Annotated in this window: 14 protein-coding genes and 2 tRNA genes; 9 read left to right on the forward strand and 7 right to left on the reverse strand. The window is 66.7% G+C overall.

All coding sequences use genetic code 11. The features are described from left to right. Positions 1–18: 18 nt before the first annotated feature. A tRNA-Ser gene (locus AC1MDG_RS03555) sits at positions 19–106 on the reverse strand. 125 nt (positions 107–231) lie between these two features. Beyond that, on the reverse strand, positions 232–2,565 hold the full coding sequence (locus tag AC1MDG_RS03560) for a prolyl oligopeptidase family serine peptidase (protein WP_479807605.1): 2,334 nt from the start codon (positions 2,563–2,565) through the stop codon (positions 232–234). Between the two features lie 60 nt (positions 2,566–2,625). On the opposite strand from AC1MDG_RS03560, the gene AC1MDG_RS03565 reads away from it, so the two are divergent. Further along, the gene (locus AC1MDG_RS03565) at positions 2,626–4,623 is read left to right on the forward strand and encodes an FAD/NAD(P)-binding protein (protein ID WP_479807607.1); all 1,998 of its coding nucleotides are present in this window, start codon (positions 2,626–2,628) and stop codon (positions 4,621–4,623) included. Positions 4,624–4,820: 197 nt separating this feature from the next. Here AC1MDG_RS03565 and AC1MDG_RS03570 read toward each other — a convergent pair whose 3' ends face one another. The 3 genes from AC1MDG_RS03570 to AC1MDG_RS03580 all read right to left on the reverse strand — a co-directional run bounded on the left by AC1MDG_RS03570 (position 4,821) and on the right by AC1MDG_RS03580 (position 10,838). Beyond that, positions 4,821–9,395, reverse strand: a complete 4,575-nt coding sequence (locus tag AC1MDG_RS03570; RefSeq protein WP_479807609.1) for an ExeM/NucH family extracellular endonuclease — start codon at positions 9,393–9,395, stop codon at positions 4,821–4,823. A 362-nt stretch (positions 9,396–9,757) separates the two neighbouring features. Further along, on the reverse strand, positions 9,758–10,579 hold the full coding sequence (locus tag AC1MDG_RS03575) for a VOC family protein (protein WP_043478277.1): 822 nt from the start codon (positions 10,577–10,579) through the stop codon (positions 9,758–9,760). A gap of 171 nt (positions 10,580–10,750) precedes the next feature. After that, positions 10,751–10,838, reverse strand: a tRNA-Ser gene (locus AC1MDG_RS03580). 121 nt (positions 10,839–10,959) lie between these two features. Between AC1MDG_RS03580 and AC1MDG_RS03585 the strand changes: the two genes are divergently transcribed. From AC1MDG_RS03585 to AC1MDG_RS03615, 7 genes are all read left to right on the forward strand, one after another. Then, positions 10,960–11,943 carry an NAD(P)H-quinone oxidoreductase gene (locus AC1MDG_RS03585; protein ID WP_479807611.1) on the forward strand — a complete coding sequence of 328 codons (984 nt, stop codon included), beginning with the start codon at positions 10,960–10,962 and terminating at the stop codon, positions 11,941–11,943. A gap of 136 nt (positions 11,944–12,079) precedes the next feature. Continuing rightward, complete coding sequence (locus tag AC1MDG_RS03590; protein WP_479807613.1) at positions 12,080–12,619, forward strand: PadR family transcriptional regulator; 540 nt, start codon at positions 12,080–12,082, stop codon at positions 12,617–12,619. Positions 12,620–12,771: 152 nt separating this feature from the next. Beyond that, complete coding sequence (locus AC1MDG_RS03595) at positions 12,772–15,072, forward strand: carbon starvation CstA family protein (RefSeq protein WP_479807615.1); 2,301 nt, start codon at positions 12,772–12,774, stop codon at positions 15,070–15,072. Positions 15,073–15,084: 12 nt separating this feature from the next. Continuing rightward, positions 15,085–15,276, forward strand: a complete 192-nt coding sequence (locus AC1MDG_RS03600) for a YbdD/YjiX family protein (RefSeq protein ID WP_043478289.1) — start codon at positions 15,085–15,087, stop codon at positions 15,274–15,276. A gap of 209 nt (positions 15,277–15,485) precedes the next feature. Next, positions 15,486–16,109, forward strand: a complete 624-nt coding sequence (locus tag AC1MDG_RS03605; RefSeq protein WP_043478292.1) for a bacterial proteasome activator family protein — start codon at positions 15,486–15,488, stop codon at positions 16,107–16,109. Between the two features lie 7 nt (positions 16,110–16,116). Continuing rightward, positions 16,117–16,572 (forward strand): hypothetical protein, encoded by a 456-nt coding sequence (locus tag AC1MDG_RS03610; protein ID WP_043478295.1) that lies wholly within the window; start codon positions 16,117–16,119, stop codon positions 16,570–16,572. A gap of 119 nt (positions 16,573–16,691) precedes the next feature. Then, the gene (locus AC1MDG_RS03615; RefSeq protein ID WP_479807618.1) at positions 16,692–17,537 is read left to right on the forward strand and encodes an aldo/keto reductase; all 846 of its coding nucleotides are present in this window, start codon (positions 16,692–16,694) and stop codon (positions 17,535–17,537) included. A 79-nt stretch (positions 17,538–17,616) separates the two neighbouring features. Here AC1MDG_RS03615 and AC1MDG_RS03620 read toward each other — a convergent pair whose 3' ends face one another. Then, positions 17,617–17,850 (reverse strand): hypothetical protein, encoded by a 234-nt coding sequence (locus AC1MDG_RS03620; RefSeq protein WP_479807620.1) that lies wholly within the window; start codon positions 17,848–17,850, stop codon positions 17,617–17,619. Between the two features lie 39 nt (positions 17,851–17,889). Beyond that, complete coding sequence (locus AC1MDG_RS03625; protein ID WP_479807622.1) at positions 17,890–18,852, reverse strand: hypothetical protein; 963 nt, start codon at positions 18,850–18,852, stop codon at positions 17,890–17,892. Positions 18,853–18,939: 87 nt separating this feature from the next. On the opposite strand from AC1MDG_RS03625, the gene AC1MDG_RS03630 reads away from it, so the two are divergent. Further along, positions 18,940–19,434, forward strand: a complete 495-nt coding sequence (locus tag AC1MDG_RS03630) for a hypothetical protein (RefSeq protein ID WP_479807624.1) — start codon at positions 18,940–18,942, stop codon at positions 19,432–19,434. Positions 19,435–19,440: the final 6 nt, after the last annotated feature.

Below are 19,440 nucleotides of genomic sequence, written 5' to 3' on the forward strand. Positions count from 1 at the left end.
GAGGACCGGGGCCAAACGCGGAGACGGGGGGATTTGAACCCCCGGTGGAGTTGTGCCCCACACTTCATTAGCAGTGAAGCCCATTCGGCCGCTCTGGCACGTCTCCAATTGCTATTCCTAGCCCACCAAGGATACGCAGAACGGGCCATTCAGTGCAAAACGGCCCCACACCGTGAGGAATGCCGCCCTGAACAGGCCTGGCAGGGGCCGCCGCAGGCGAATACGGCAGAGCTAGCTGCCGGAGCGGCCAGCCAGGGAACGCCACAGGAAATGCTGGCTCCGGCTCTGGAGCGCTGCCGCCTGCCGGTTGTCGGAAGCGCCGGCGTGTCCGCCCTCCAGGGCCTCGTGGAACCAGACATTGGGGATGCCCATGGCCTGCATGCGCGCAGCCATCTTGCGTCCCTGCACGGGACCCACCCGGTCATCTGAGGTCGCTGTCCAGATGAACGTTTCGGGGTAGTCCACGCCGTCGCGGAGCAGGTGGTAGGGCGAGAACGTCCGGATGAACTCCCAGTCCTCGGCCACGTCCGGGTCCCCGTATTCGGCGATCCAGGAGTAACCTGCGGACAGCTTGGTGTAGCGGCGCATGTCCAGCAGCGGCACGCCGCAGGACACGGCACCGAAGAGTTCCGGATAGCGGGTCAGCATGTTGCCCACCAGGAGGCCTCCGTTGGAGCCTCCCACGCAGCCGAGGCGTTCCCTGGACGTGACTCCCCGCGAGATGAGGTCCCTGGCCACCGCGGCGAAGTCCTCAAACGCGCGGTGCCGTTTTTCCTGCAGCGCGGCCCGGTGCCACGAGGGGCCGTATTCGCCGCCACCGCGGATGTTTGCCACCACGTAAACACCGCCGCGGCTGTGGGCCGGGGCCTCTCCGCTCTCACCGGCGGCGCCCTGGCCTGCGGTGGCTGCGCCTGCGGCCGGCGCGTCCGTCCTGCGCTCCAGCCAGGCGCGGCCGATCGCACCGCTGTAAGCGGGAGTGCGGGAAACTTCAAAGCCGCCGTAGCCGGACAGCTGCGTGGGGTTCTGGCCGTCGAGCACCAGGTCCTTGGATGCCACCTGGAAGTAGGGGACCCGGGTACCGTCGTCCGACACCGCGAAGTGCTGCTGGACCTCGTACGCCGCCTCGTCAAAGTAGGACGGCGAGGTGCGGACCACCTCGTGGGTGCTCACCACGCCGCCGTCGCCGCTGCGGCGCAGGGTACCCCGGGTGAGGGTGCTCGGCGTGGTGAAGCCGGTGGCAACAAGCCAAAAGTCGTTCCCCGCGCCGGGCGCCTCGCCTTCCGGCACGGGTACGTTGCCGCCCGAACCGTCGTCGTCGTGCTCCTCGTCAACCTCGACGCTGTCATCCTCGTCGTCAACGGCGAAGGCGTTGACGTCGTGCAGCGGCGGGCACGCGTCCAGGAGGCTGGATGCCCAGGCTGACTCACTCGCGCTCCCGCTCCCCGTCCGCTCCGGATCAAGGACGCGGATCTCCGAGGATACATCCCGCAGGAGGTTCAAAAGGAGGAAGTTCCGGGTCCAGCTCCAGGACTGCAGCGAGGTGTGCGCATCCGGGGTGAACAGGACGGCGAGTTCGCGGCTGCCGGCAAGGTAGTCCTCGAACTTCGCGGCGAGCAGCGAGCCGGCGGGGTACGTCGTGCCGTCGACGGCCCAGTCGCCCTGCGGCCGGAACAGCAGCCACTCACGGTGCACGCTCAGGTTCACGTCGGTGGGGGCGTCGATGGCCACCCACGACCCGTCACGCAGCACGGACGTGCTCTTGTTGAAGAAGCTGATCCAGTCCATCGCGAAGGTCCGCTCGTACCCCGGAGTGGAGTCATGGGCCACCAGCGCCATCATGTGGTCCTCGGGGATTTCGAAGATCCGTTCAGCCTCCGGAAGCGACCCTCCGCGGGCCAGCTTGACGGCCGTGCGCGCGTAGGACGAGGAGGTCTTGGGCATGCCGTCGGCGGTGGTGGACACCAGCAGCGTGTCACGGTCCAGCCAGGACGCATTGCCCTTGGCCGTGGGCAGGTCGAACCCGCCCGACGCCGGGTCCACGAACGTGCGGGTCTCGACGTCGAACTCCCGGTAGCGGTTGGCGTCGCCGCCGTCGGGGGAGAGAGCCAGCAGCGCCAGCCGGTGCGGTTCGCCGGGACCGGGGCGGAGGAAATTGGCGCCGTGGAAGACCCACTCTTCGCTTTCGGCAGCGGCCAGCGCGTCGACGTCCAGGAGGACATCCCAATCGGGCTGCCCGCTCCGGTAGCTCTCCCACGACGTCCTGCGCCACAGCCCTTTGGGGTTCTGCCCGTCCCGCCAGAAGTTGTAGTACCAGTCGCCGTGCTTGCCCACCATGGCGATTTTGTCCGTTGAATCCAGCACCTCCAGGATGCGGCTTTCGAGCCTCTCGTAGTCGGCGTCTTCGAGTAGGTCCTCGGTGCGGGCGTTCTGTTCACGGACCCACGCCAGCGGTTCCTCGCCGTAGATCTCCTCAAGCCAGATATTCTCGTCGGTCGGTTCGGGCGCTTGCCCGGCGGCGGAAGGGGTGCCGGAGACGGGCGGTTGATCAGCTGCTGTGGTGGTCATGGCCCTACGAAACAGCATCGGCGCGCAGCTAGCAAGTCACATGCGGATACTCTGGAAGGCGTGGGCACATCGCAAATCATCCGGACGGTACTAGCAGGGGCCGGACCCCGCGGCATCAGTGTCCTGGAGCGACTCCTCGCCAACTGGCGGCTCAAAAACCCCTCCGCTTCCGCGACTTCAGGGCCCGGAGGCGCCGCCACGCTCCATGTTGACGTGGTGGATCCCTACCCGGCCGGACCGGGCCACGTGTGGCAGCCCGGCCAGTCCCGGCTGTACCTGATGAACACGCAGTCGTTCTATCCCACGGTCATTCCCGAAGACCCTGAACTGGCCGAACCGGTGGCCGGTGGCACCTTCGACCAGTGGCGCCGAGCGCAGCAGGACAGTCCGGACTCTTCGCTGGCGGAGGACGAGCACGCGGAACTTTCCGTCCTTGGATCCCGGGATTTTCCCAGCCGCGCCCTGTACGGCCGTTACCTCAGTTCCACCCTGGACGAGCTGCTCGCGCACCTTCCTGAGGGCGTCACCGTGCAGTTCCACCGCACCACCGCCACCGCCGTCCGGCCGGCAGGGAACGGAACGTTCGACGTCGAACTTGAGGAGGGCGGGCCGCTCACCGCAGGGTCCGTGGTGCTTGCCCTGGGGCACCTGGACTCCCGGCTTAACGCCGAGCAGCGCGACCTGCAGTCGGGCGCCGGCCAGTTGGGGCTGCTGTACCTGCCCCCGGCGGTACCGGCCGACGTCGACTGGTCAGTGGTGCCGGCCGGCCAGCCGGTGCTGGTCCGCGGCATGGGCCTGAATTTTTTCGACGTCATGGGCCAGCTGACCGAAGGCCGCGGCGGAAAGTTCGTGGCAACGGAGGACCACGGCACTGCGGGTGAGGTTCCAGGGCAGGGCAGGGACGGACTGGAGTACATCCCGTCCGGTGACGAGCCGCTGATTGTTGCGGCCTCCCGGCGCGGGACCCCTTACCGTGCCAAGGCCAACCTGGCAGGGTATTACCCGTCCGGGGTGACGCTGCGGTACTGCACCGAAGCCGCCGTCGGACGGTTCGCCGCTGCCGGAATCACCCCCGGCTTCGATCACGACCTCTGGCCCCTCCTGCAGCGCGACGCGCTCTGGGCCTACTACTCCACCCTCGTCCGTACCCGCCCGGACGCCGTCACCGAGCCCGAAGCGTTCCTGGCGCTGCTGCAGGAGGCGATGCGGCCGCACGCCCACAGCGTGTCCCACTGGGAAGCCGAAGCGGACGCCCTGGTTGCGCGGCATGTTGAGCCGGACCAGCGCCTGAACCTGCCGGGCCTGGCGGCACCCCTGGCCGGCCGCAGCTTCGCCTCACGGGCGGAAGTGGACGCCGCCGTCGTCGAATACCTGTTTGATGACGCCCGGCGCTCGGCGCTGGGGGAGGACGATCCCGTGAAGATGACCATCGGGGCCCTGCACCACGGCAGGGCGGTACTGAAGACGGCGGTGGCCGACGGCGGCATCACCGACGAGTCCTGGGTCGCCGGCCTGCGAGGCTGGTTTGAATCGTTCGTCGAGGGGCTGGCCAGCGGCCCGCCGGCAATCCGGGCGGAGCAGCTCGCGGCGCTCGCCCGGGCCGGGGTGGTGAGTTTTGTGGGACCGGATCCGAAGTTTTCGCTCGACCGCTCCGCCGGGACGTTTACGGCGACATCCCCGTGGGTGCGGGACGGTGTGGTCCGCGCCCGCGCCATGATCGAGGCCCTTGCGCCCGCCAACAGGGTGTCCGTCAACGTGTCGCCGGTGCTGGAGCAGCTCCTGGCCGACGGCATGGTGCGGCCCCGGATGATGATGACGGTGGAGGGCGCCCCGGTGGAGACGTCAGGGCTGGATGTCAGCCCGCACCCGTACCGGCCGGTGGGCGCCAACGGATCCGTCACAGAGGGGCTGTATGTGCTGGGCCTGCAGCTATCCGCAGCGCAGTGGGGCACGGCCATCGCCGCCGAGGCGCGTCCCCTGAACGGGCCGGTGTACAGCAGCGGCCAGCGGACCCTCCGCGACGCCGACGAAATAGCCCGCCACATCCTCGGCCTCTGACCCGCCCAGACCATCGCCCTCAACCACCGGGACGCTCTCTCACTTTCTTCGACGCAGTGAGAGAGCGTCGTTGGAAGGCCGGCCGGCAGTGAGAGAGCGTCGCAGCCAAACGAAACGTGCCCCGCGTCCGGGGCCGGGAGTCCGAGGGGTCCCGGCCCCGGGGCGGGGCACGTTCATTTGCTGTCAGGCGGGGAAAACTAGCCCTTCAGGCACTTGCGGTAGGCGGCCATTGCGGTTCCGTAGTTGGCCTGGCCCACGAGGTCCGCGGGCCGCTCCGGCTTCACCGGTGCTGTGCAGACCGGCGGTACCGGGCCGCTGTCGGCAACCTGGACTGCGGTCTTGACCACGGTCCCGGACTCGGCAGCGGTGAGCACCAGGGTTCCGGCGCCGGCAGCCGCGCCGGCCGGGACCTTCACGTCCACTGCCGCTGCTCCGCCGGACACCGGGATGCTGCCGAGCTGCGTCACGGTACCCGCTGCATCGGTGAAGGAAGCGGCCAGCGAGGTGTTGACCGGGCTGCCCAGGGATGTGAGGTCCAGCTTGGAGACCGCCAGCGTGATGGAGTCCCCGGCCTTGACCTCGGCGGCCGTGGTGTTCACGACAGCCACGGTGCGGCGGGCAAAGTCCGGCGATACCGGGTTGTGCCCCTGCAGGTACTTGATCCAGGCGTCCCGGTCCACGAGGCCAGAGTCCTTGGTGCCGGTTCCTTCCGTGAAGATCCGGAAGTTGTCGCCGCCGGTTGCCAGGAAGCTGAAGGTACCGATCCGGTAGGACTTGGCCGGGTCGACGAGCGAGCCGTTGACCCGGATGGACGTGATGCGGTCACCTGCGGTGCGGGCGGCGTCGTAGGTGTAGTTGACGTTCTTGGACAACCCCAGCTGCTGGTAGGCGCGGCTCGGGACCGTGCCGTCCGGGTTGGTCTGCCACTGCTGTTCCAGGAGCGTTTTGAACTGGGCCCCCGTCAGGGACGTGGTCCAGAGGTTGTTCACGAACGGAAGCACGGCGTTAGCCTCCGCGTAGGTGATGGTTCCGTCCGGCGCGTAGTACAGCTCGTTGCGCAATCCGCCGGGGTTTACGACGCCGATTTCGGCGGCGCCGAGGTCCGGTGCCCCGAGGGCGTCCACGAGTGAATCCGCCACGAGGTTGCCCAGGGTGGATTCGTTCGCGCGGTCGTCACGGGATGCCGGGCTGGTTACCGTGGCGGGTGTGAAGGCGGTGGTGATATCGGCAGTGACCTTTCCGACCGGCTGGTTCCCGACCACCGCGGCCTCTGCCAAGGCCTTGTCCACAATCGTCTTGACTGCTGCCACGCGCGGGTACTTGGCCACGAGGTCAGCGGCCGTTTCCGTGGTGGTGGGCACAGTGCGCTTGACGTTGCCGGCCTTGTAGCCCGTGACCTGCATGGTCGCGGTGTCGACGGTCAGCTGAATCTGGCCGATGAACTCGCCGTAGCTGCCGGTCTGGACGATGGGGCGTGTCTTGCCGGTCGGCTGGCCGCTGGCATCCAGCATCGGAGCATCCCAGGCATACTGCTTGTGGGTGTGCCCGGTGAAGATGGCGTCCACCTCGGGGGAGGTTTCGTTGACCAGTTTGGCGAAGGGGCCGCCGGCAGCGACTTCCTGTTCCAGAGTGGTGCCCTCGGGCGTACCGGAACCGGCGCCGTCGTGGTCTTCCACGATGATGACGTCGGCGAGCTTGTCCGCGGTGATCTTCGCGGCGACGCGGTTGATCGCGTCAACCGGATCGCCGAACTCAAGCTCGGTGATGCCGGCGGGCGTGACCAGTGACGGCACTTCCTGGGTGACCGTGCCGATCACGGCCACCTTGACGCCGTTCAAATCCAGCACCGTGTATTCAGGCAGGGCCGGTTCCGTGGTGCCTTTCTTATAGACGTTGGCCCCGAGGTACGGGAACGTGGCATTGCTGCCGCCGGCGATGACGCGGTCGCGCAGGTCCGCCCAGCCGCCGTCGAACTCGTGGTTGCCCACGGCGGACGTGCGCAGCTCCAGGGCGTTCAGCACGTCGATGGTGGGCTGGTCCTTGGCGACGGCGGACGCGAACAGCGAGGCTCCGATGTTGTCGCCTGCGGACAGGAAGGCGGTGGCGCCGGGGGCAGCAGCCTCGCGGAGCTTTTCGACGGTGGCGGCGAACAGGACCGAGTTGGAGTCGATGCGTCCGTGGAAGTCGTTGATGCCCAGGAAGTTCAGGTCAACGCTCGGCGGCAGGACCGGTGCGGCCGGCAGATCGAGGCCCACCACCACGGGGTCGTGGTCGCTGGCCCGGAACTGGTCCGGCGCATAGTAATTGGTCACATTGTTGTTATACCGGCTGTACTCCAGCGCCACGGACTCCACGGAGTTGATGTTCCAGATGTCGGCGCCGGTGACCACCGAGTCCGCACCCGGCGAGGCGAGGACATGGTCCAGGGAACCCGTCAGGCCGCCGAACAGGTAGGAGTGCTTGGCTGATCCGTCCGCGTTCCGGGCCTTCTCGTCCTGGTTGATGTAGCCGGCGGCCGTGAGGACGTTGATGGGGTCTTCCTTGGCGTAGGCGTTGAAGTCGCCCATCAGGAAGACCTTGTCCGTGCCCTTGGACGCCTGCAGGTCGTTCGAAAATGCGAGCAGCGACTTGGCCTGCTCGGTGCGGGCGAGGTTCGAGGCGCCCTGGCCCTTGTCGGTGTCTTCAGGAGTTGCAGCCGAGCCCTTGGACTTGAAGTGGTTGGCGATGGCGATGAACTTCTTGTCATCGGACGCGCCAACCGGCTTGAACACCTGAGCCAGCGGCTTGCGGGCGCTGGCGAAAGCCACCGTGTCGTTGTGGATGATGGATTCGCCCACCGGCTCCGCTGCAGCCTTCCTGTAGATGAACGCGGTGCGGATCATGTCCTCGTCTGCCAGCGGGGGAGCGTTGGCGGGTGTGCGGACGTAGTCCCAGATCCCCGGCGTGGGAATGTTCAGGGCCTCTACCAGCTTGGCCAGGGCGTCGTCGCGGTCCTTGCCGAACTGCGCCGAATTCTCAACTTCCATCAGGGACACGACGTCGGCACCGGACTTGCCGATGGCCGCCACGATCTTGTCCTGCTGGCGCTTCAGGTTCTCGGCGTTGGCTGCACCGCGGGCGTCGCAGCCGCCGCGGACGGTGATGGGGTTGCCGTCGCGGTCGGTGTAGAAGGTGCAGCCCGCCAGCATGTCACCGGTGGTGGGGAAGTAGTTCAGCACGTTGAAGGAGGCAATCTTCAGGGTGCCTCCGACGGCGGCGGGGGCCTCGGCGCGGGTGGCACCGAAGGTTGCGGGCTGGATGATGCCGGCGTTTTCCGGCGTCAGGTGGGTCAGCGGCTGGAACTTCCAGGAGTTGTTGGCGTAGCTGAGCACCACGTCGGTCTGGAACGTCACGGGGGCGCCCACGCGGACGGGATCCGCGGTGGTCAGGTACGGCAGTACCTGCGCCTTGGTGGTGGCGTCCTTGAGGAAGTTGGTGGTGGCGCCGTCGTCGAGCTTAATGCCGCGGGCGGCATTGGCCGCCACGGTTGCCGTGTATTCGGCGGAGCCGTACGGGGCGACGGCGGTGGGCTGCTCCAGCGTAGTGGTGCCGCCTGCCAGGCCGATTTCGCCGTACTGGTTCAGGGAGTAGTTGTCGGTGACCGTCACCGGTCCCTGCGGCGTCAGCAGCATGCCTTCGAGGGATTCGCGGAAGGCTTCGTCCGCCGGGAGGGTGAAGCCGGTGGACTTCACTTCCGGGGCGGCCTCATCAAGCTTCTTCAGGCCTACAGCATCAGCCACGTTCACCTGGGTCATCCCATAGAACTCGGCCACGGTTCCGGTGATTTCGACGTAGTCGCCAATCGCGACGGAGCCCACCGTTGCGGGGGAGTAGACGAAGATGGCGTCCGACGCCGTGTGGTTGGCCGGCGTCAGGTCACCGCCGGTTCCCGGGGTCTGGAGGTAGAAGCCGCTAAAGCCGCCGGTCGGGAAGGCCGCGGTCACCTTGCCGCGGGTGGTGACGGCGGTGCCGGGGAACGGGCTGGCCGCGCCGGCGCCCTGGATCTCGGCAATGCTCTTCAGTTCCGAGGGGGTGACCGGCCCCGGGTCAACCGGTGCGGGCTCGGCTGCGCCGTTGGCGGCCTTGGGCGTGATGGCGGCGTTGAGCGTGAAGTCGGCAGAGTTGTTGTTGCTGTCCACGCCGCCGCTGCGGTTCAGGCTCCTGACGTCGGTGTTGCTTCCCGGGGCGGTGGCGGCCTTGGTCTCGAACGTGTTGGAGGTGCCGTAGCCGAGCAGGTCCGCAACGTTGGCAGGCTCGATTACCGAGCCGGTGGCCAGCGGGTTCAGGGCCGCGGTCTGCTTGGCCAGGACGATCGTGCCGCCAGCGCCCCCCGGGTTGAATCCGGTGGCGGTCACATCGGCGGCGGGAAGATCCAGGCCGACGGTGCCGTTGCTGCCGCCCTTGAGCAGGTAATACCCCTTGGCCGGGATCGTACCGGCGAGCGGAGCCGTGCTGCTCGGCGCGGTCGTGCCCGTGGCGGAGCGGTACTGCAGGGACCAGCCGTCCAGGGCCACCGGCGCATCAGACGCGTTGTACAGCTCTACGAATTTGTTCTTATAGGCCGCTCCGGAGCTGCCGCCACTGAGGTAAGCCTCGTTGATGACGACCGGTGACGTGCCCGCAGCGGCCGGTGAGACCTCCACTGCAAACGCGGGAACGGCGGCCAGCGGAGCCGCAATGAGCCCCGCTGACACCGCCGTTCCCAGCGCAATCTTCCATGGTGTGCGTTTCATCCGCTCTAACTCTCATTAGGGTGCCCCGGGTAAGGGCTCAGTGGAATGTGTCCGGCTTTGTGGCACGGACAAAGGGCCCGGACTTTACTCCTGGTCAAGTAGTTTCCGGCACAGCAAAACAGAGTCGAATGAACGTGCGGTTGATTCAGCGTGCATTCTGCGAGACGTCCCCCAGCGAAACGTTCACGGCCAGCCACGGGGCGGCATCGGCCCAGTCCCGGCAACAGTGTTTTTGATTTTTTGCGTATGCCGGCCCACCCCATGCGCCGGACATGCCAAAAGAATACCGGCCAGTAGCTCCGATGGGAGCAGCTGGCCGGTATTTCTTATATCAATTTACTTAAATGAAACGCGGGGGCGTTTCAGGCCCCGGTGGTATCTCCTGAATGTGCCGGATCTGCGGCTCCCTGCCCGGTGTCGGCCACAACCTTGAACAACGCTCCGGTGGGGTCGGCAAGGGTTGCCAGCCGGCCGAACGGGGTGTCGTCCGGTCCGTCGATCACCTGCCCGCCCAGGCTGACGGCCTTTTCTATGGAGGCGTCGGCGTCCTCCACGGCGAAGTAGACCTGCCAGTTGGACGGAACGTCGGCCGGCAGGTAGGCGGAGGCGTCCATGATGCCCGCCTTCGCCGCGTCCCCGGCCCCCAGGGTGGTGTAACGGAACTCGGGGGTGTCGCTCATGACGGCGGTGTCCCAGCCGAAGACGTCCTCGTAGAACTTGACGGCGGCAGGGTAGTCCTTGGTGTGAAGCTCGTGCCACGCCGGTGCGCCGGGCTCGGCCACGAGCTGGTAACCGGTCATTTCACGCGGCTGCCAGACGCCGATGGCCGCGCCGGTGGCATCGCCGAAGATGGCCATGACCCCCTGTTCCGGTACGTCCATCGGGGGCATGTAGACCTGGCCGCCGTGTTCGGTGACGGCGGCAGCCGTGGCGGCGGCGTCGTCGGAACGCAGGTAGGTGGACCAGGCGTCAGGCATCCCTGCCTGGCTGTCGTCCTTCTGCATGAGGCCGGCCACCGACTGGCCGTTCTTCGTGGCGGTGATGTAGCCGCCGTACTTTTCCTGGTCGCCCGCCTGGAATTCCCAGCCGAACAGTTCGCCGTAGAACTGCCGTGCCTTGTCGGTGTCAGAGGTCATGAGGTCGATCCAGCAGGGTGCGCCGGGAGTGATGTCAGGGCTGGGCATGGTGGCTCCTGTCGGTATCCGCGGCAGACGGGACCGCGGGGAAGGCTTGGTCGGTGCAGACAAACCAGACACTATTGCGGAGCGCCGACACTTTCAATGGTCCCGGTCCACACGTCCCCTTAACGGAAAAAGCCCCGGGTCCTGATGGTTCAGGACCCGGGGCTTTCTTCGCGGAAGGTAAGAGATTCGAACTCTTGGTACGGGGTTACCGCACACTGGTTTTCAAGACCAGCTCCTTCGGCCGCTCGGACAACCTTCCTTACCGAGTAGTGTTTCATAGGCAGTTGGCTGCGACAAAAACCGACCGGAGCGTTTGCGGGCAGGCGCTGCCGCTGCGCACTATTTTTGTGGCAGGAAGTAGCTAGGAATCGGGGTTCACCATGAAGGCCGTCTACGTGAGCAAGGCCGGCGGGCCAGAGGTGCTCGAAGTGCGCGAGGTCCCGGCGCCGTTTCCCGGGCCCGGCGAGGTGCTGATCGACGTCGTCGCCGCAGGCCTCAACCGCGCTGATGTCCAGCAGCGCCGGGGCTTCTACCCTCCGCCGCCCGGAGCGTCGGAGATCCTTGGCCTGGAAGTTTCCGGCCGGATAGCGGGCTTCGGGACCGGCGTGTCCAAGCCGTTTTCCGTTGGGGACAGGGTGGTGGCACTGCTTGCGGGCGGCGGCTACGCCCAGCAGGTGGCCGTCCCCGCCGAACAGGTACTGAGAATTCCCGACGGCGTGGACCTTGTTACCGCGGCCTCCCTCCCCGAAGTGGCGGCCACCGTCTACTCGAATTTGATCATGACGGCGCAGCTCCAGCCGGGTGAGACGGTGCTGATCCATGGCGCCACCGGCGGCATCGGCACCATGGCCATCCAGCTCGCCAAGGCCTTCGGTGCCACGGTGGCCACTACGGCCGGAACGGCGGAGAAGGTTGGTACGGCCAAGGCCTTCCTCGGCGCGGACATCGCCATCAATTACACCGAAGAGGATTTTCCCGAAGCCCTCCGGGCCCAAAACAGCGGGCACGGTGCCGACGTCATCCTCGACGTGGTGGGTGCCAAATATCTCCAGCAGAATGTTGACGCCCTGGCGGACTACGGCCGTCTGATTGTGATCGGCCTCCAGGGCGGCACTAAAGCCGAACTGGACCTGGGCAAGCTCCTCAGCAAGCGGGCCGCCATCATCGGCACGGCGTTGCGTCCGCGTCCGGTGGCAGAGAAGGGCGTAATTATGAATGCCGTCCGGGAGGCCGTGTGGCCGCTCCTGTCCGACGGGCGCATCCGGCCGCTGGTGGCCAAGACCTTCCCGCTGGACCAGGTGCGCGCGGCCCACGAATACTTCGACTCCGGCGACCACGTGGGTAAGGTCCTGCTGGTGATGTAGCCGGCCACCCGGAGCCGCGAATGAATACCCGGTATTGCCCCCCCCGGGTAAATCACGCTACTGTAATTCCATACGCGGTATGCACGCGTCTTGGGGGCGCGTGTATGCCGTCGTCTTTGCGACATCAGGGGGCAGCATGTCCATTCGCCATAGTCTCCTCGCCCTGCTCCAGGACAAGCCCCGTTACGGCTACCAGTTGAGGGTTGAGTTCGAGGACCGCACCGGCTCCGCCTGGCCGCTGAACATCGGGCAGGTCTACACCACGCTGGACCGGCTGGAACGGGATGGGCTCGTTAGGAAAGACGGCGGCGACGGCGAGGGACACGTCATCTACAGCATCACCGACGCTGGCCGGAGCGAAGTCGCGGGCTGGTTCCAGGCCCCGGTGGGCCGCGGCAACCCTCCCCGGAACGAACTCGCCATCAAGCTCGCCCTCGCCGTGACCATTCCCGGCGTCGATGTTGCAGCCGTCATCCAAGCCCAGCGCGTCGCGTCCATGAAGGCGCTGCAGGACTACACCAAGTCCCGTCGGGACGCCTCTGCCAGCCAGCGCGGGGCGGACGTCGCCTGGCTGCTTGTTCTGGATTCGCTGATCTTCCAGACCGAAGCCGAAGTCCGGTGGCTGGACCTCTGCGAAGCGCGGATGGCGCAGTTGAATTCCCGGGTCAACCCCTAGCCGGGCCCCCGTCTCCTGCCACTCAACGCTGCTGTCCGACCGTTCGGCGAGGCATACAGGGCCCTCCGTCCCAAAGCAGTATCCGTGCGTCGCCGGCGTTGGTATGGTGCGATGGGGAGATCAATTTCAGCTGGGGTTCTCGAGGAGGAGACATGGGCAAAATGCCGGATGGCAAGGCGCGGACAGCATTATCGGAGGACGCGCTGGTGCCGGATCCAAAGCTTCCGCCAACATCGGTGGACGAGGCGGTCCTGGAGGCCGAAGAGCGCAAATGGACACCTGCGAAAATCGCCATCTGGGCGGCCATCGCCCTGCTTGGCGGCGTTGCCTGGTTCATGCTGGCCATCGTCCGCGGCGAAACAGTCAACGCAATCTGGTTTGTGTTCGCCTCTGTCTGCACGTACCTGATCGGCTACCGCTTCTACTCCAAGGTGATCGAACGGTACATCACCAGGCCGAACGACCGCCGTGCTACTCCTGCCGAGTACAAGGCTGACGGCAAGGACTACGTCCGGACTGACCGGAACGTCCTGTTCGGGCACCACTTTGCGGCCATTGCAGGCGCCGGCCCCCTGGTGGGCCCGGTCATTGCGGCCCAGATGGGGTACCTTCCCGGCACTATCTGGATCATCATCGGCGTCGTACTGGCCGGAGCGGTGCAGGACTATCTCGTCCTGTTCTTCTCCATGCGCCGGGGCGGCCGCTCGCTTGGCCAGATGGCCCGTGAGGAACTCGGTGTGATCGGCGGAACCGCCGCCCTGGTTGCCACCCTGCTCATCATGGTGATCATCGTGGCCATCCTGGCCCTCGTCGTCGTGAACGCGCTGGGCGAAAGCCCCTGGGGTGTCTTCTCCGTGGGGATGACCATCCCCATCGCCCTCTTCATGGGCGTGTACCTGCGCTACCTCCGCCCCGGCAAGGTCCTTGAAGTGTCCCTGATCGGCTTCGTGCTGCTCATGGCCGCCATCATCGGCGGCGGCGCCGTCGCCGGCACCGGGTGGGGCGCGGCGTTCTTCCACCTGGACAAGGTCACCATCGCCTGGGGCCTGATCGTGTACGGCTTCATCGCCGCCATCCTTCCGGTATGGCTTCTGCTGGCACCGCGAGACTACCTCTCCACGTTCATGAAAATCGGTGTGATCGTTATGCTGGCGCTGGCCATCATCGTGGTCCGCCCCGAAATCACTGTCCCGGCCTTCAGCGAATTTGCGAGCCGGGAGAACGGGCCGGTGTTCCCCGGCGCGCTCTTCCCGTTCCTGTTCGTGACCATTGCCTGCGGGGCGCTTTCCGGCTTCCACGCGCTGATCTCCTCCGGCACCACCCCGAAGCTGATCGAAAAGGAACGCCAGGCCCGCCTGATCGGCTACGGCGGCATGCTGATGGAGTCCTTCGTGGCCATCATGGCCCTCGTCGCAGCCATCTCCATCGACCGCGGCCTGTACTTCGCCATGAACTCCCCGGCAGCCCTGACCGGCGGCACCGTGCAAACTGCCGCCACCTGGGTCAACAGCCTGGGTCTTGCCGGGGTGAACATCACTCCGGATCTCCTGACGGAAACCGCCAGGAACGTCGGCGAGGAAAGCATCGTGTCGCGCACCGGCGGCGCACCCACGCTCGCTGTGGGCCTCGCCCACATCATGCAGCAGTTCATCGGCGGCACCGCGATGATGGCGTTCTGGTACCACTTCGCCATCATGTTCGAGGCGCTGTTCATCCTGACCGCCGTGGACGCCGGCACCCGCGTGGCCCGCTTTATGCTGCAGGATTCCATCGGCAACCTCATCCCCAAGTTCAAGGAACACTCATGGCGTCCGGGAGCCTGGCTCTGCACGGCCATCATGGTGGGCGCCTGGGGAGCTGTGCTGCTGATGGGCGTCACTGACCCGCTGGGCGGCATCAACACGCTGTTCCCGCTGTTCGGAATCGCCAACCAGCTGCTCGCAGCCATCGCACTGTCCGTCTGCCTGGCCATCGCCGCCAGGCGGGCCTCGTTCAAGTACCTCTGGATCGTGGCCCTTCCGCTTGCCTTCGCAGCGGTCGTCACCATTACCGCCAGCTTCCAGAAGATCTTCTCGCCGGTTCCGGCCGTGGGTTACTTCGCCAACAACGCAGCCTTCGCCAAGGCCCTGGCCGACGGAAAGACGGAATTTGGCACGGCCAAGAGCGTCGCGGCCATGGAGGCCGTGGTCCGCAACACCATGATCCAGGGCTGGCTGTCGGTCATCTTCGTGGTGCTGAGCATCATCGTCATCATCACGGCGATAGTGGCCACAGCAAAGGCGTTCCGCGATGCACGAAACGGCGTTGCCCACGCCGACCACGAGGACCCTGCGTTGCCGTCCCGGGCCTACGCACCGGCGGGGTTCATCCCCACGCCGGCCGAGCGGGAACTCGTGGCCGAGTGGAACAAACTTCCCGCCGATCTGCGGCTGGAAAAGTCCGCCCACCACTGACGGGAGACGGTCATGAACGCAATACTCGAAGGGTTCCGCGGCTTCGCCCGGTACTTCGGCGGAGTGATGGGTGCGGACGCCTATGCGAAATACCTGGAGCACCATGCGGCCTCGGGACATGAGGAAGCGCCCATGACAGAGCGCGAGTTCTGGCGGGACCACACGGACCGGCAGGACAGCAATCCCCAGGGCCGCTGTTGTTGAACGGCTGCCGCTAGGCACACCTGCGCCGAGGGCGCCGCCGGATCGTTAAGATCCGACGGCGCTCTCGGCCTTTCCGCGCCCTTGGCCTTTCCGGGTCCGTCCCGGGTCCCCCGGGTCCGCCGGGTCCGTCGCGGGGCCGCCGGGTCCGTCAGGGTCAACTGGGTTCATCGACTGGCGCCTGCGCGGGCGGCTCGTGAGAGTATGAACCCATGAGCGATCCGAACGACACTCAGCCTGCTGTTGAGGACCCGGTAGAGGGCACCACTCTCGACAACGCGGCCCCTTCCGGTGCGGCGTCGAACCCTGGGGACGGAACCCGGCCGAAGGGAAGCAACCTCCAGGACCTGGTGGACGAGCCCGCCAAGGTGATGCGGATCGGCACCATGATCAAGCAGTTGCTGGATGAAGTGAAGTCGGCGCCCCTGGATGAAGCCGCACGCGGGCGCCTCGCAGCGATCCATGAACGCTCCATCAAGGAACTCGAGGACGGGCTGGCGCCGGAACTCGTCGCAGAGTTGGAACGGATCAGCCTGCCGTTTCCGGCACAGGCCACGCCGTCCGACGCGGAACTGCGCATTGCCCAGGCCCAGCTGGTCGGCTGGCTGGAAGGGCTGTTCCACGGCATCCAGACCGCCATCGCCGCGCAGCACGCCGCCCGCGAACACGCCGTGGCGCAGCGGCAGCTGCGCCAGCTGCCGCCCGGCACCGTGATCGCGCCCGGCGTCGTAATCGGCGAAGACGGGGAGCCGCAGCGCGCCCGGGCACCGCATCCCGGCGGGGAACGGGCAGGCGAGCCGGAGGACCCGGACCACGGTCCCGGCCAATACCTTTAGGTTCCGCGTGGCATTTTTCGCAGCCGCCCGCCAGGGGCGCAAGGACGACGCCGAGCTCGGAAAGGGGCTGTGGCGCCGCGCCCATGACCGTTTCCTTCGCGGGCTTGACCGTTTCCATCAGGTCCTCGAAGGCGTGGAGGACGACGAGCTGTATGGCGAGCTTGTGGAGATCGCCAACGACCTCGCCGGCCTCGCCGTCCGGGTCCGGCAGGTGTGCGTCGAAGCCCAGCGTCGTTCCCCCAGCGAAGGACTGGACATCCCGGGAGCCTTGGCGGGCGTGCACCGTTCCCTGTCCAAGGCAGGCAACTCGCTCGCCACCACAGCGGAGGCGGCAGCGATGCTGCGCCTCGCCGTCGGGCCCGTCCCGGTGGGCGCCGCCTCGGTCCGCCGCCGGGCGGAGTCGGTTTTTGAACAGATCGCCGATGCCGAACGGCGCCTTGCGGACCAGCCCCAGGACACTTAGGGGCCAAGGGGGACCGGCCCGGCCAGACGGCGGGCGGGGGCGGCTATTCCCGGTTAAGCGCCTAGCTTAGCGGGCCGTTTTCACTGGCCGGGCGGTGCCGTGGTTGGCACTATGAAGTAATGACTCTTTCTCCTGAACTGACTTTCAACGACGGCAACACCATTCCCCAGCTTGGCTACGGAGTGTGGCAGGTTGAGGACGACGTAGCGGAAAAGGTAGTGGTCCAGGCCTTCGAAGCCGGATTCCGCCACATCGACACCGCCAAGATCTACGGCAACGAAGCAGGCGTGGGCCGCGCCATCGAACGCTCCGGGCTGAAGCCTGAGGACATCTTCATCACCACCAAGCTGTGGAATGCCGACCAGGGGTACGAGTCCACCCTCGCGGCCTTTGAGGCATCCATGGAGCGCCTCGGCCTCGAAACCCTGGACCTGTACCTGATCCACTGGCAGCAGCCGAAGCAGGACAAGTACGTGGACACCTGGAAGGCGCTGATCGAACTGCAGAAGCGCGGCCGGGTCAAGTCCATCGGTGTTTCCAACTTCACCACCGAGGGGCTCCAGCGGATCATTGATGAGACCGGCGTTGTCCCGGCCATCAACCAGATTGAGCTGCACCCGTTCTTCAACCAGGCCGAGTTGCGCGAATTCAATGCATCCAAGGGCATCCTCACGCAGGCGTGGTCGCCGCTGGGCCAGGGCGGCGAGCTCCTGGAGCACCCGGCCATCGCGGAAATCGCGGCCAAGCACAATGCCACGCCGGCCCAGGTGGTCATTGCCTGGCACCTGGCCATCGGCAACGTGGTGATCCCGAAATCCGTTACGGAGTCCCGGATCCGCGAAAATTACGCGGCCCTCGACGTCACGTTGGACAAGGCCGACATCCAGGCCATCAACGGGCTGGACCGGACAGCTGAAGGTACCGGCCGCATCGGCGCGGACCCGGCCGTTTCCGACTTCGCCTAAACGTCGTCGGCAAAGCCCGGTGAATCAGTCCCGGTCAGGAGGCCCCGCACTCACGCAGTGCGGGGCCTCCTGCGTATCCTCAGGCCGCCAGCCGCCCCTGCTCTACGGGCACGGCGTCGATAATGGCCCAGCCCTCCTCATCGGAAACGTTCCGGCTGGCGAACCGCTCTGCTTCCGGCAACGTGTCGAAGGCTTCCGTGCGGATCAGGCCGCAGCCGGTATCAAAAAAGGTGACGTGGAATTCCCGGTGCTCCATGACGTCGCCGAGGGTTACCGGGGTGGGTGCCTGGCTGGTGCTGAGGTTCTTGTCCATGAATCCAGTGTGCAACCGGCCTCTGACAGTAAAGGCCACTCAGTCCGGCGTGTTGCGAAGCCGGAGCACCCTCTCCCTGGCGAGGACCTCTGCCCGGTGGCCCCTCTCCGCGGCGCGGGCGGCCAGCTGCATCTGTGCAGCAGCGGCCTCGCGCCGTCTCCTTGCCAGCTCGAACTCCTCCTCCACCTTTTTGAGGCGTGCGCGAAGGCTGCGGGCTTCTCCGTCCAGCCGGGTCATTGCCTGGACGGCTTCCTCGAATTCCGCTGCGCGGTGCGTGGCTTCGTCCGCGGCTGACCGGGCGGCCTCTTCCGCTTCGGCCAGGCGCGCCTCTGCCCGGACGACCGCCGACGGCGTGGGAGCAGACCGCTTCGTCCCCACCGCCTTCAACCGCGGCCGGCCGGCAGAGGCTGCAGGCGCGGTGCTGTCCGGCGGGGCGGTCTCCACGGACGGGCCAGCGTCCGACGGCGGCTCTGCCGGCAGTGCGAGGGCGCCGGGGACGGCCATTGCATCCCGGAGGTCCACCCTGTCCACACCGTCCGCCGAAAGCACACGGAGCAGCCGGCCGCTCCGCACGGCGTCCTCCGCACCCTCGTCAACAGTGGCGGCCCGCAACGTGGATTCCACCTCGGCTGCCACGGCGGCACTCACCTTGCGCCCCTGCTGCTCGGCCACTTCACGTACCGTCCCAATCACGCGGGTGAGGAGCTGGCGGCGCTCCTGGGAGAGCGTGCGGAGGGCGCCGGCGTCGAGGTCTTCCTGGGCGCGCCGCATGGCGGCTCCAAGCTCACCGAGCTCCCGGAGTGAGCCCGGTCGATGCACAGCAAGCATGTTCACCGCCCAGGCAGCGGCCGAGGGTTTGGGCAGGGCACGGACAGCCTCTGCAAGGTCCCGCCCGTTCTCCGCGGCAGCAGCCTTTGCCGCCGCGGCCCGGGCCGCCACGAATCCCTCGAGCGGCAGCCGATAGAGCGCGGAGGCAATGTCCGCCAATTGTTGCTCTCCCATGCGAGCATCATAGGGGCCCGGTGGAGCGGCCGGAGCGTCAGCACATCAGTCCATCGGGGTATTCAACGTCGCATTGGAGGAAATCGAATGATCGAAATTGCCGGGCTGCCTGCCCATATCCTGCTCATCCACGGCGTCGTCGTATTGGCTCCGCTCGCCGGGTTGGCGGCCATCGTGTACGGCGTGTGGCGCGCCGCGCAACAGTATCTGGCGTGGCCGCTGGGTGTGCTGGCCCTGGGGCTCGTCCCGTTGACATTGGTCACCGCGCAGGCCGGCGAGCAGTTGGAAAAAGCCCGCCCGGCCTCACAGCTTCTCCACGAGCACGTTGAACAGGGCGACGTGCTGAAATATCTTGCCGTGGCCTTTTTTGCGGTGACTGCAGTGATGCTGGCGGTCACTTACGAGCCCTTTGCCCGTCGTCTGGAGCGCCTTGGCAGCCTGGGCTTCATTGGCCGGCTGGGGGGCAGCCGTGGAGCGCGGATTGCCCTGCTGACGGCCGGAGCCGTTGCCGGTGCGGTGCTGATCTACCAGAGCATCATCACCGGCCACTCCGGTGCTGCGTCGGTGTGGGCGGGCCGGTAAGGCGAG

Source organism: Arthrobacter sp. AIWTK1, from assembly GCF_056680535.1.